General features: G+C 40.3%; 10 protein-coding genes and 1 riboswitch. Of the genes, 8 read left to right on the forward strand and 2 right to left on the reverse strand.

Annotated features, from left to right (window positions below; all coding sequences use genetic code 11):
• Window positions 1-36: 36 nt before the first annotated feature.
• Together AC3II9_RS15475 and AC3II9_RS15480 are read right to left on the reverse strand one after the other, a co-directional pair.
• The gene (locus AC3II9_RS15475) at window positions 37-1,398 is read right to left on the reverse strand and encodes an aminotransferase class III-fold pyridoxal phosphate-dependent enzyme (RefSeq protein ID WP_489156859.1); all 1,362 of its coding nucleotides are present in this window, start codon (window positions 1,396-1,398) and stop codon (window positions 37-39) included.
• Window positions 1,399-1,506: 108 nt separating this feature from the next.
• Window positions 1,507-2,679 carry a PucR family transcriptional regulator gene (locus AC3II9_RS15480; RefSeq protein WP_489156860.1) on the reverse strand — a complete coding sequence of 391 codons (1,173 nt, stop codon included), beginning with the start codon at window positions 2,677-2,679 and terminating at the stop codon, window positions 1,507-1,509.
• 155 nt (window positions 2,680-2,834) lie between these two features.
• On the opposite strand from AC3II9_RS15480, the gene AC3II9_RS15485 reads away from it, so the two are divergent.
• From AC3II9_RS15485 to uvrC, 8 genes are all read left to right on the forward strand, one after another.
• Complete coding sequence (locus AC3II9_RS15485) at window positions 2,835-4,079, forward strand: Zn-dependent hydrolase (RefSeq protein ID WP_489156862.1); 1,245 nt, start codon at window positions 2,835-2,837, stop codon at window positions 4,077-4,079.
• A 17-nt stretch (window positions 4,080-4,096) separates the two neighbouring features.
• Window positions 4,097-5,503, forward strand: a complete 1,407-nt coding sequence (gene hydA, locus AC3II9_RS15490) for a dihydropyrimidinase (protein ID WP_489156864.1) — start codon at window positions 4,097-4,099, stop codon at window positions 5,501-5,503.
• A gap of 27 nt (window positions 5,504-5,530) precedes the next feature.
• Window positions 5,531-6,898, forward strand: a complete 1,368-nt coding sequence (locus AC3II9_RS15495) for an NAD(P)-dependent oxidoreductase (RefSeq protein WP_489156866.1) — start codon at window positions 5,531-5,533, stop codon at window positions 6,896-6,898.
• A 22-nt stretch (window positions 6,899-6,920) separates the two neighbouring features.
• Complete coding sequence (preA, locus tag AC3II9_RS15500; protein WP_489156867.1) at window positions 6,921-8,198, forward strand: NAD-dependent dihydropyrimidine dehydrogenase subunit PreA; 1,278 nt, start codon at window positions 6,921-6,923, stop codon at window positions 8,196-8,198.
• Between the two features lie 41 nt (window positions 8,199-8,239).
• On the forward strand, window positions 8,240-9,736 hold the full coding sequence (locus AC3II9_RS15505) for an NCS1 family transporter (protein WP_489156868.1): 1,497 nt from the start codon (window positions 8,240-8,242) through the stop codon (window positions 9,734-9,736).
• 16 nt (window positions 9,737-9,752) lie between these two features.
• Window positions 9,753-9,959, forward strand: a complete 207-nt coding sequence (locus tag AC3II9_RS15510; protein ID WP_489156869.1) for a hypothetical protein — start codon at window positions 9,753-9,755, stop codon at window positions 9,957-9,959.
• Between the two features lie 715 nt (window positions 9,960-10,674).
• Complete coding sequence (gene trxA, locus AC3II9_RS15515) at window positions 10,675-10,989, forward strand: thioredoxin (RefSeq protein WP_431027433.1); 315 nt, start codon at window positions 10,675-10,677, stop codon at window positions 10,987-10,989.
• Window positions 10,990-11,067: 78 nt separating this feature from the next.
• Complete coding sequence (gene uvrC, locus AC3II9_RS15520; protein WP_489156871.1) at window positions 11,068-12,858, forward strand: excinuclease ABC subunit UvrC; 1,791 nt, start codon at window positions 11,068-11,070, stop codon at window positions 12,856-12,858.
• 34 nt (window positions 12,859-12,892) lie between these two features.
• Window positions 12,893-13,070: riboswitch (Lysine riboswitch) on the forward strand.
• The last annotated feature ends 38 nt before the right edge of the window (window positions 13,071-13,108 follow it).

Here is a 13,108-nt window from a genome sequence, read left to right on the forward strand (position 1 = left end):
ATCGGGGATTAGCGGGCGCTTTAGCATTTTTGTTCTTTATGTTGTAACTACGCCTTCAGCATCGATAATCGATTCAAATTTTGCTAGTGCATCCTCGAATAAATCGAGTGCTGCATTTAACTCGTCTGCTGTAATCACTAAAGGTGGAGCGATGATAACAGATGATTCATGACTATACGTATAGAAGCCGCGTTCAATGAGTAAGCCCATAAAGCGTTTCATAAAGCCACTAGGGTCAACACCATAACCAAGACTTAGTGGTAACATTGGCTCTTTCGTTTCTTTATTGCGTGTTAGCTCAACTGCTGCGAATAGACCAATCGAGCGTGCTTCTCCAACATATTTATGTGAGGCAATCTTTGTTAAGCGTTTCTTCAATAGTTCCCCCATAGCCGCAGAATTTTCAACAAGCTGTTCCTCTTCTAATACTTGGAGAGCTGCACAACCAATTTGTGTGCACATTGTATGCCCGCTATAGGTTAAGCCTGTAAGTAACAGTTCATCACCGAAGTGTTGTGCGATTTCTTTACTAACAATCACCCCGCCGAGTGGAGCATACCCCGATGTAACCCCTTTCGCAAATGTAATCATATCAGGTTGGAAATTAAAGTGATCTACAGCAAACATTTTCCCTGTACGCCCAAAGCCTGTCATGACTTCATCGCAAATCAGTAGGATACCGAATTCATTACAAATAGCTCGTACACCTTCTAAATAGCCTGTTGGTGGAACGATAACCCCATTACTGCCTGGGATTGGCTCAAGAACGATTGCGGCGATTGCATAAGGGTTTTCATAGAGTACTTGCTGGCGTAGCTTCTTTAAATAATAGTATGTGACGGCTTCTTCAGATTCAAATGTTACAGGCTCATGATAGGCATGTGGTACATCAAATTTGACAAAGCCACTTAAACCAGGCTCGGCACCGAAGCGACGCGTTTCCCCTGTTAAATTACCTGCACCAAATGTTGCCCCGTGATAAGAGCGATAGCGTGAAAAGATTTTTGTACGTCCCGTTACCATGCGTGCCATTTTAATGGCATGGTCATTCGCTTCTGCGCCTCCGCATGTAAAGAATACTTTTTGCATATTGGAAGGAGCCAGTTCAATAATGCGCGCTGCAAGGTCTGATTTTGGTTTTGTTGCAAAGCTAGGTGCAGCAAATGGGTACGTCCCTATTTCGCGGAACGCTTGTAAAACAGCAGGGTGTTGATGACCAATATTTTGATACACAAGCTGTGAGGACATATCCATATATCGTTTATCATGCTCATCCCAAAAATAAATGCCCTGCGCTTTTGTCATCACCTTTGGGGTAATATGATTTTGTCTTGACCAAGAATGAAGTACATGAGCCTTATCAGTTTGTTGAACTGTTTCATAATTATAATTTGTCATACGCAACACTCCATTTCATTGTAGGTTTGTATTCCTAACATTTATCGTATCAATTCCAAATATAGAAAACAATGAATATTCTGATAAAAAAGTTTGTGCAAATGCACATCACATACGATGTTGTAATATATCCTCGATTAAAAAGGCGAGATAGAGATTGGTCTTAGTGAATGTATTGTTAAGGTTTATATCGAGTAACAGTTCAATTTTATTTACTTTATAAAGTACGGTATTCCGATGAATAAAAGTACGTTGGCTAATTCGATTTGTACTGCCGTTTTCTTCTAAATAGATGCGCAAAAACGAGACAAAGTCTGTGTTATTCAATTCATCATAGCGATAGAGTCGCCCTAACATCTCTTGACGAAAATTTCCGAGCAATACAGGATTATCAATTCCCATAATAATTTGATAGGCTCCGATATCTTTATATTTATATAAATATCGATTGTTATGCAAGTTGGCAAGTTGAATAACAGTTAACGCCTCTTCGTAGCTTTTATGGATTTTTTCCAACGCTGTATAAAAACTCCCCATGCCAATTATTACATCTAATTCTCCATATTTTTTTTCAATGCGATCATAGATAGAAGTAACAGTTTTAGAAAATGGAATATTGATCGTTTTAACACTTGTCCGATCGATTAAATAGATTAATTGGTTTCGATATTGAAAATGAATAAAATGCTCATAGCGTTGTTGGAAGGCAGTTAAAATGAATGCGGCATAGCGTTGAATATTCGTAGCGTCACTTCTAGTTGCGCATGCAATAATACCGTATTCCGCATGCTTTGGAAAGCCAAGTTGTTCTAATGTGTCTGACAGATGCAGTGCATGATGTTGATAGTTGAAGAGAAGTTGATTCATCGCTTGCTCTTCTAATGAACGTTCTTGTTGATTGGTCGTAATGAATTGAAAAGTTGCTTTTAATAAGTCTGTTACGCGATATTCCCATTCCATTTGGAAGAGCGGATATTCCCGTTCATTAGCGAATTGAATGATACAATCAGGTATTTGAGGAATATATGGACCAATATTAATAATGAACCCAGCCGTACGTTTATTGAAAGTTTGTTGGATAAGCCGTTTGAGAGCGTTTGTATCATTTGCTAGTAACACACCAGTCGTAACGACGAGCTCGTTTGGTCTGCAAAACATCGTTAGCTCTTCTTTTTCTACTATGTTTATACCATTTACTCTACGATAGATTCCGCTTTCACCTGCTATTAACCGAAGTTGTGGAAACAGTGATGATTGCATCATTTGCGAAATCGTTGCCATACGTCCATCTCCTTTCTCTTATGACGTAAAATATAACATTATACTTGTGCATATGCACATTTTTTTTCTTATTTTTTGACATATACGTAAGAAAATATGACATATATAATCTATGATAAGCATTTACTAGTGTGTTAGAAGGGGGAGTGTGCGGAGTGTATAAGTGTAATCAGAGCCGTTTACAGCAAACACTGGAGCATTTTAGCCAATTCGGTGCTACAGAAAATGGTGGGGTTACAAGACTTTCCTTATCAAAAGAAGATGTACTAGCAAGAGATTATTTTAAAAAATGCTGTGAGGAGCTTGGGATGGACATCAAGGTAGATGATATGGCAAATATATATGCCACACTGCCTGGAAAAAAGGATTTGCCACCCATTGTGATGGGCTCACATTTAGACTCTGTTATTAAAGGTGGCCGTTTCGATGGTGTTCTCGGTGTCTTAACAGCGCTAGAAGCGATACGTACAATCATTGATCATGACATTGAGCTAGATGTACCGCTGACTATTGTAAATTTTACGAATGAAGAAGGTGCACGCTTTGACCCAGCAATGATGAGCTCAGGGGTTCTGACAGGAAAATTTGAGCGTGATGCGATGCTACAGTCTAGAGATAAAGAAGGGACAACTTTTGCACAAGCACTTGTACAAAGTAGGTATGAGGGGAGCAAAGAAAATCGTTTACGAGATGCACTCGCTTATATTGAATTGCATATCGAGCAAGGCCCTGTACTAGAAGCTGAAAATATTGAAATTGGTGTAGTTGAAGGGGTAAAGGGGATGGTATGTTATGAGATTCGTATAAACGGTGAATCCAATCATGCTGGCTCAACACCAATGCGGATGCGTAAAGACCCAATGATGCTTGCATCAAAGATGATGAACGAGTTAGATGAGAAGCTTGGGCAATTAGACGAAGAACTAGTATATACATTTGGCCGTATGAATGTAGCGCCAAATATTCATACCGTTATTCCGAGTGAAGTGGTCTTTACAATCGATTCTCGTCATAAAGACCCTAAAGTGATGAACCAAGTAGAACATATATTACTTAGTCTCCCGAGTGAGGAAAAAGGCTGTACCGTAAAGGCAGTAAAGCTATGGGGACGTGATACGGTACATTTCAATGCAATGATTTGTGACGAAATTGAAGCTGCATGTAAAAACTTTGGTTATTCGTTTCTTCGTATGTATAGTGGACCAGGTCATGATGCTCAGTTTATCGCATCAATCGTACCTTCTGCGATGATTTTTGTTCCAAGTGTAAATGGTAAAAGTCACTGTGAAGAAGAGTTAACAAGCTATGAGGATTGTGCAAAAGGTGCTGATATTTTACTAGAAACAGTGTTAATGCTTCAAGCGAAACAAAGTGTCAATCCAACAGCCATTAGTAAATAGGAAGGTGGTTCATGTACATGAAAAAGGTGATCAAGGGCGGTAAAATTGCGACAGCAACAGATGTATTTGAGGCGGATGTATTAATCGAGAATGGTGTCATTACACAAATTGCCAAAAGTATTGATGCAACAGATGTAGAAGTAATTGATGCTACAGGTAAATATGTCATGCCAGGTGGAATTGACCCACACACACATTTAGACATGCCTTTTAATAATACAGTGACAGACGATGATTGGGAATCAGGGACCATTGCAGCAGCTTTTGGTGGCACAACAACGATTCTCGATTTTTGTTTATCTGCTGGAGAGACGAAGTTAGCTGATGCGGTAGCGAAATGGCATGAAAAAGCAAAAGACAAAGCCGTGATTGACTACGGCTTCCATTTAATGATTACAGACTTTACACCTGAAACAGAAAAAGAACTACCAACTATTTTAAAGCAAGAAGGCATTACCTCTATTAAAGTATTTATGGCCTATGCACGTGAGTTCCAATCATCTGATCGCACGTTATTTAAAGCGTTTAAAATTGGCAAGGAAACAAATACAGTCGTCATGGTGCACTGTGAAAATGGTTCAGTGATTGATGAACTAGTAGAAGAAGCATTAGCAAACGGTCATACAGAGCCAATTTACCATGCGTTAACACGTCCAGCAGCTGTCGAAGGAGAGGCAACAAAGCGAGCAATCGAATTAGCGAACATTGCAGGAGCAAAGTTATACGTAGTACATGTAACGTGTAAGGAAGCGGTAGATGAAATTATTAGAGCGCGTGAGAAGGGCTACGATGTACTAGGTGAAACGTGTCCACCATATTTAACTTTAGATGAATCAATGCTAGCAAAGCCAGACTTTGAAGGAGCAAAATACGTTTGGTCGCCGCCACTTCGCCCAGCCTATCATCAAGAAATATTGTGGAATGCATTAAAGGCAAAACAGCTACAAACGATTGGCTCTGATCAATGTTCATTCAGTTTTAATGGTAAAAAACAACTGGGTATCAATGATTTCTCTAAAATTCCAAACGGGGGACCGTTTATCGAGGATCGTTTTGGCATCCTTTATTCAGAAGGTGTGGCAAAAGGGCGTATTACAATCAATGAATTCGTTGATATGATTTCCACAAGTGCAGCGAAAATATTTGGATTATTCCCGAAGAAAGGAACAATTGCAGTTGGCTCAGATGCAGATGTGGTGTTATTTGACCCGGACGTAAAACGCGTTATCTCTGCGGAAACACATCATATGAATGTCGACTACAACCCATATGAGGGATGGGAAGTAGCGGGTGAGGTACAAACGGTTCTTGTACGTGGGGAATATGTAATAAAGGACAAAAAATTCGCCGGGACATTAGGGAGTGGACAATATATTAAACGTAAACCAATCTCGAAAATAACAGAGGAACTTGCACTCAACTAATAAAAAAGATAGAGGGGTGGGGAACAAATGGCAATGATTCACGACAAGATGATTGCTGAGAAGTTAAAGAGGAATTTCGAGGAATTGGAGCCTGCGTTAACAAGTTATGAAGCGATAGAAGAGGCAAATCGCTGCTTATATTGCTACGATGCTGCTTGCATAAAGGCATGCCCGACAAGTATTGATATTCCGAAGTTTATCAAAAAAATTGCATCTGGTAATTTAAAGGGCTCGGCACTAACGATTTTACAGGCTAATCCACTTGGTGCGAGCTGTGCACGTGTTTGTCCGACTGAAGAGCTTTGTGAAGGAGCTTGTGTATTAAATCATCAGTCTAAACCGATTGATATCGGGCGTTTGCAACGTTATGCAACCGATTGGGCGATAGCCTCCAGTGCTTCATTATTTAAAAAGGGTGCGCCTCAACAAAAACATATCGCTATTGTCGGTACAGGTCCAGCGGGATTAGCTGCTGCACGTGAGTTAGCATGTCTTGGCTATCAGGTCACGATGTATGAAGCAGAAGAAAAAGCTGGGGGCTTAGGTCGCTATGGGATTGTAGCTTTTCGTCTACCGAATGATGTTGTCGAGTGGGAAGTAGAACAAATCACAAATTTAGGTGTTGAAATTCGTACGAATACAGTCGTCGGTCAACATATTTCCGTAGAGGAGATGTTAGAGCGATATGATGCTGTAGTGTTAGCAGTAGGTATGGGGGCGGTTCCGAATTTAGGTATTAAAGGTGAGGAGCTTTCCGGTGTATATGATGCGATTTCCTTTATTAAAGACACAAAACTAGGCCATCTTACAGCGGATTTAATGGGCAAGCGGGTTGCGGTGATTGGAGCAGGGAATACAGCCATTGATGGTGCGACAAGTGCAATTCGTTTAGGAGCTTCAAATGTCAAAATCCTTTATCGTCGTACAGAGGCAGAAATGACAGCTTATGAATTTGAATATGAATTTGCTAAGCAAGAAGGTATCCAATTTGAATGGTTGACAGCACCAGTCAATATTATCGGCAATGAGGATGGACAAGTGGTTGGTATTGAATGCGTAAAGATGATGCTTGGTGAGCCTGGTGCAGATGGTCGACAAAAACCAGTACCGATTGAAGGTTCAGAGCACGTGATTGCAGTAGACGCTATTATTAAAGCAATTGGTCAATCGCGCTATACAGAACTAATTGAAGCATTTGGCCTAAAACACGAGTGGGGTGTTGTAACGGTTAACGAAGAAACATTACAAACATCGAATCCAAAGGTGTTTGCATGTGGCGATGTGATCTTCGGGAATGGGCAAGGAGAGGCCATGGTAGTGACTGCTGTCCAACAAGGAAAAGATGTAGCTTTAAACATTCACCGCGTATTTCAAACAGTGTCACAAAGTGTCTAGCACATAAAGAGGGGGGAACAAGATGGCAGATTTACGTATCAATCTAGCGGGAATTGAATCACCAAATCCATTTTGGTTGGCATCTGCACCACCAACAAACTCAGGTTATCAAGTCCAGCGAGCATTCGAAGCTGGCTGGGGAGGTGCTGTTTGGAAAACGTTAGGTGACCCGATTTTAAACGTTTCTTCGCGCTTTGCAGCAGTCAACTTTAATGGGCAACGTGTAGCAGGCTTTAATAATATTGAGCTCATTACAGACCGACCACTTGAAGTGAATTTAAAAGAAATTTATGAGACAAAAAAACGATTTCCAAATCATACAATTATTGTTTCGTTGATGGTAGAACCGAAGCGAGAAAAATGGCATGAAATTGTGAAACGGGTAGAAGATGTCGGTGTGGATGGATTTGAGTTAAATTTTGGTTGCCCACATGGGATGGCTGAACGTGGAATGGGTTCTGCATCAGGGCAAGTGCCAGAATTAGTGGAGAAGCAAACATACTGGGCAAAAGAAGCAGCGAAATCACCTGTTATTGTAAAGCTTACGCCAAATATTACGGATATTACTGTAACGGCAGAAGCAGCGGTTGCAGGAGGCGCAGATGCAATTAGTATGATTAATACAATTAATAGTTTAGCTGGTGTAGATTTAGATTCTTGGAATACAATCCCTCATGTTGCTGGAAAAGGAGCACACGGCGGCTATTGTGGCCCAGCAGTAAAGCCAATCGCACTCAATATGGTAGCTGAATGTGCACGAAGCCCTCGTATTCATGTGCCGATTTCAGGGATAGGCGGCATATCGACTTGGCGTGATGCAGCAGAATTCATGTTAATGGGATCGAGCTGTGTACAAGTGTGTACAGCAGCGATGCATCATGGATTTAGCATTGTAGAAGATATGATTGAGGGGCTTAATCATTATCTTGATGAAAAAGGATTAGCCTCAGCGATGGATTTAGTCGGTCGCTCTGTAGCACGTTACTCGGATTGGGGAGATCTAGACCTCAACTATCAAATCGTCGCCCAGATTAATAATGATGTATGTATTAATTGCAACAAGTGCCATATTGCTTGTGAAGATACGTCACACCAATGCATTGATCTTTATACAGAAAACGGTCGTCCGATGTTAAAAGTCCGGGAAGATGATTGTGTTGGTTGTAATCTTTGTTCCATTGTTTGTCCTGTAGATGGTGCAATTACAATGGTGGAGAAGAAAAATACATTACCGCCAATGACGTGGAATGAGCGTCAAGCAATCATGAATAAGTTTACGCCAACGACAAATGTAAAGTAGTAAAGTGCTCGCTGAAAACTTAATAAAGGGGATTCATAAATATGGAGAGTAAAGGAAACTATTTAAAGTCGCCCGATTTATTGCCTGTGACACATGCAAAACGTGTAATTAGCCCTTTTGGTTTTTCTGTTATTTGGGTAGGGATGGCAATCGTATTAGCTGCCTTTGCTATAGGCGGTGGGGGAATTGTTAATTTACCGCTACCGTATGTTATTTTAGCAACGCTAATCGGATCAGTAGTTATTGGGATTTTCATGACTCTAATTGGTGACATTGGTGTTGAACACGGCATTTCCTTTCCAGTATATATGCGTGCTCCCTTTGGTACGATTGGTACACACTTTCCATCTGTGATGCGAGCATTTACAGCAGCCTGTTGGTTCGGGATTAACTCTTATTTCGGTTCAACCGCTATCAACGGCATTTTAAATTTATTGTTTGGCTTTGATAACTGGATTTTATGTTTTATTATTTTCGTTACATTGCAATTAATTAACACGTCACTCGGTATTAAATCGATTGAGCGCTTTGCTGATTTAGCAGCACCGATCATCATTTTAATTTCTTGTTGGATGTATATGACATTAGCTGATAACGCAACAGCTCAAGGAAAAGACATTTGGAGTTGGGTGGAGTCACCAGTAACGGGCGCAGCAGGTTTTACGGCATTTATGGTAGTCGTCATGGCCAATATGGGCTTCTGGGCGACATTAGCAGCGGATATGCCTTCGTTATCTCGCTTCTTTAAAGCACCGAAAAACGAACGAAACTGGTTTAAACGCAATAAAACACAATTAATGGGTTCACTTATTATCATGCCAATTACAAATACGTTTATGGTAGCCATTGGTGCCATTTGTTATATGGCCGTCTCAACGGCTGATCCGATTACAGCATTGCAATCCAGTGCAAACGGGATCGTTTTAGGAGTGTTGCTGTTAATGATTGTGTTAGCACAGTGGTCAACAAATACTTCCGCAAACGTTATTCCAGCAGCAACAGTTTTCTCCAATGTAGGTGGTCCGAAAGTTCCGTTCTGGGTAGGGGTTATCATTACAGGGATTATCGGGACAATTGTTCAACCTTGGAGCCTATTTGATATTTTAAATAGTGTGCTCTTAATTATTGGGGGCATTTTAACCGCCATTGTAGGGATTTTATTCGCTGATTATTATTTAATACGAAAGCGTCGTATCAATATCCATGCACTGTACGAATTAGACGGACAGTTTAAATATTTTAAAGGATTTAATTTTGCTGGTTTAATTGCATGGGCTATTGGTGGCGGTGTTGCGAACATGTTTCCTACGTACTCATCACTGATTGGCTTCTTTTTAGGGGCGGCGGTCTATTATGTGCTTGCGAAATATTGGTGGTTTGTGAAGTATCCACAGGACGAAGTGAATAACCCAAGTGACGAGCTATATTTAGGGATAACTGCAGGAAACGACTGGGAGATTGATAAAAAAGTGTATCAAGAGCCAGAACCGAACCTCGAATCAGAAACACTAGATCCACCTGTAGCGCAAGAACAATAGAAAGGAGTAGAGACTGATGTCATCGCATAGTGAAGTGTTACAAGAAATCGCGCAGCTTGATGTATTGTTAACGCAAGGTTATCAGATGAAATGCGTCTATGAAAATTTAAGTGGTACATTTATAGAATTACAATGCGAAGCCGATACAACTACGTTACATCTTTTAACAGCAGACGCACGTAAATATCTTGCTGTGAAGCTAAGGGAAACGATGGTCTCTTAATGAATAAGGTGATGGTTTGTTGAATGAATAATCAACAAATAATAAAGACTGTAGACAACTTTGATTTATTTTTAAAAAGCTGTATAAGTGTTTTATCATAGCCTCCGCGCTTTGCCACAGCCTACACAGGAGCTAAAACAGGCGTGGCCTGTTTGGATCTCCTGTTACGGCTCCTGTGGCGATGGCGCGCTACGGCAAAAGTGAATACTTCTCGATATACTAGAAAAACATTTCTCTTCTCTAAAAGAAATCATTTTCTTTCCGTTTGCATGTATAATTGCTCAGCCTCTACCGAAATGGATGAGAATCGTTCTTTATTTTTAAAAACTGATTATTGTACTCAACCAAATTTATTGATTAAGAAAATATTTCCTTTATAGAAGCGTTTTTTTAGAAAAACATGATCAAAAATGACTTGCCAGTTGATTGAAGCGGAATCGGCGAGACTCCTACGGGAATAGCATGAGCTGAAGACCCCGCAGGAGCGAGGTACGAGCGACGAGGAGGCTGAGGCCATGCCCGTGGAAAGCGAGCCGAATGGAGCGGAAATCAACGTTTCACACGACTCTATAAAGGTAAATCAACACGCTTGTTAAGATAATAATATTCTTATGGACATTTTGCCAAAACGTTTTAGTTAGAGCAGAATAATTCCAATTTATAAAATGAACATGCTATACTACAAGCATATGTATTATGAAGGAGGCTATTTAAAATGGCAATTGTACAAGGTACAGATTCAAACTTTCAACAAGAAATCGCTGAGGGCGTAGTATTAGTAGACTTCTGGGCTGCTTGGTGCGGACCATGTAAAATGATCGCTCCAGTGTTAGAAGAAGTAGACGCTGAAATCGGTAACGAAGTGAAAATCGTAAAAGTAGATGTGGATAATAACCAAGGAACTGCTGGTGAATATGGCATTATGTCAATCCCATCACTATTATTATTCGTTGATGGCGAATTAAAAGCAAAAACTGCTGGCTTTATGCCAAAAGAAGCGTTAGTTGATTTCATTAACGACAACAAATAATCATAATTACTATGAAAGCTGAGTACAAACACGTGCTCGGCTTTTTTTCATGCATTATAATAGGTAGTAGGTGATGATATGAATGATTTAATTAAAAATAAGTTAGCCATTCTTCCGGATGAGCCAGGCTGTTATATTATGAAAGATCGTCAAGGAACGATTATTTATGTCGGCAAGGCAAAAAAATTAAAAAATCGTGTACGCTCTTATTTTAATGGCTCTCATGATGGAAAAACAGCTCGTCTTGTAAGTGAAATTGAAGACTTTGAATACATGGTGACAACCTCTGAGCTTGAAGCTTTAATATTAGAGCTAAATCTGATCAAGTTACACGACCCAAAATATAATATACGGCTGACAGATGATAAAACATATCCCTATATCAAAATCACAAATGAAAAATATCCACGTATTATTACAACACGTAAAATCAAAAAGGATAAGGCCCGTTATTTTGGTCCTTACCCAAATGCTTTTGCGGCGAACGAAACACGTAAAATGCTAGATCGTATTTACCCGTTGCGAAAATGTGCACAGTTACCAAGCCAAGTGTGCTTGTATTATCATATGGGGCAATGTCTTGCGCCTTGTGTCAAGGATATCGACAAAAAAGTGTACGACGAAATGATCGAGGACATTTCAAAGTTTTTAAACGGTGGGTATGAAGAGGTCAAAAAAGATTTGGAAGTAAAAATGCTTGAAGCGGCGGAAAAGCTTGAGTTCGAGCGGGCAAAAGAGCTACGCGATCAAATTGCCCATATTGAAACGGTTATGCAAAAGCAAAAAATTATTTCGGATGATTTATCAAATCGCGATGTATTTGGCTATGCAGTGGAAAAAGGGTGGATGTGTGTACAAGTATTTTTTGTGCGTCAAGGAAAATTAATTGAACGTGACGTATCGATTTTTCCCGTTTACCGTGATCCGGAAGATGAGTTTTTAACGTTTGTTGGCCGATTTTATGAATCGCCGCAACATTTAAAGCCGAAAGAGATTTTTATTCCACATACAATTGATGGAACACTCCTTGAACGTTTACTAGATGTTAAAGTCATGATACCAAAGCGTGGACAGAAAAAGGAACTTGTTGAGATGGCGATAAAAAATGCGCAAATCGCGATTCATGAGAAGTTTCAATTGATTGAAAGACAAGAAGAACGAACGGTTGGTGCATGTGAGGCATTAGGGGATGCATTAAATATTTCAACGCCTCTCCGAATTGAAGCGTTTGACAATAGTCATATGCACGGGGCGGATCCTGTTTCCGCAATGGTTGTATTTATCGACGGGAAGCCGGCGAAAAAGGAATATCGTAAATATAAAACAAAGGAAGCGGCAAAGCATGATGACTACGGGGCGATGGAGGAAGTAATCCGCCGCCGGTATATACGTGTACTGAAAGAACAGTTACCGTTACCAGATTTAATCATCGTGGACGGCGGAAAAGGACAAATGGAAGTAGCGCGTAGTGTATTACAAAATGAGCTTGGCTTAGTCATTCCGATTGCAGGACTTGCAAAAGATGAAAAGCACAATACATCACAGCTATTATTTGGTGATCCACCTGTACCGGTTGAAATGAAACGGACGAGTGATGGCTTTTATTTATTGCAACGTATTCAAGATGAGGTCCACCGTTTTGCGATTACATTTCTTCGTCAACAACACCAGACAAATGCGATTCAATCCGTGCTGGATCATATAGAAGGTATCGGTCCAAAGCGAAAGCAACAACTGCTAAAACACTTTGGGTCAGTTAAAAAAGTACGGGAGGCAAGTATCGATCAATTAATGGAAGCGGGCATGCCGAAAACACAGGCAAATAACATTTTTCAGTATTTTCAAAATGAAGCGTTGAAAAAACAGTAGGCGTGTGCTACGCTTACAACATAAATTCATATCGAGTAAAGGTAGAGGCGCGGGTTTCAAGAGTATCGCTTGTGAGGAGGAACAACTCCAGTGAGCAAGTGTGAAAGGGGAAGCCGCCGAAGTGACTAACCGTTGTTTCCGATTAGTTGCTGGTTTTGCATTTAAAAAATGTCAAACTGTCAGAATGCACATTCTGGAGAGCTATCTCAAGTAAACTTTTTCGTTATAATCGTTTACTGAGGCGGCTTTT

The sequence above is a fragment of the Lysinibacillus sp. RU7 genome (genome assembly GCF_057837305.1).

Coding starts and splice junctions, on each gene's coding strand:
- AC3II9_RS15475 (WP_489156859.1), bottom strand. CDS start 1,398: ATGACAAATTATAATTATGAAACAGTTCAACAAACTGATAAGGCTCAT.
- AC3II9_RS15505 (WP_489156868.1), top strand. CDS start 8,240: ATGGAGAGTAAAGGAAACTATTTAAAGTCGCCCGATTTATTGCCTGTG.
- trxA (WP_431027433.1), top strand. CDS start 10,675: ATGGCAATTGTACAAGGTACAGATTCAAACTTTCAACAAGAAATCGCT.
- AC3II9_RS15510 (WP_489156869.1), top strand. CDS start 9,753: ATGTCATCGCATAGTGAAGTGTTACAAGAAATCGCGCAGCTTGATGTA.
- AC3II9_RS15480 (WP_489156860.1), bottom strand. CDS start 2,679: ATGGCAACGATTTCGCAAATGATGCAATCATCACTGTTTCCACAACTT.
- uvrC (WP_489156871.1), top strand. CDS start 11,068: ATGAATGATTTAATTAAAAATAAGTTAGCCATTCTTCCGGATGAGCCA.
- preA (WP_489156867.1), top strand. CDS start 6,921: ATGGCAGATTTACGTATCAATCTAGCGGGAATTGAATCACCAAATCCA.
- hydA (WP_489156864.1), top strand. CDS start 4,097: ATGAAAAAGGTGATCAAGGGCGGTAAAATTGCGACAGCAACAGATGTA.
- AC3II9_RS15495 (WP_489156866.1), top strand. CDS start 5,531: ATGGCAATGATTCACGACAAGATGATTGCTGAGAAGTTAAAGAGGAAT.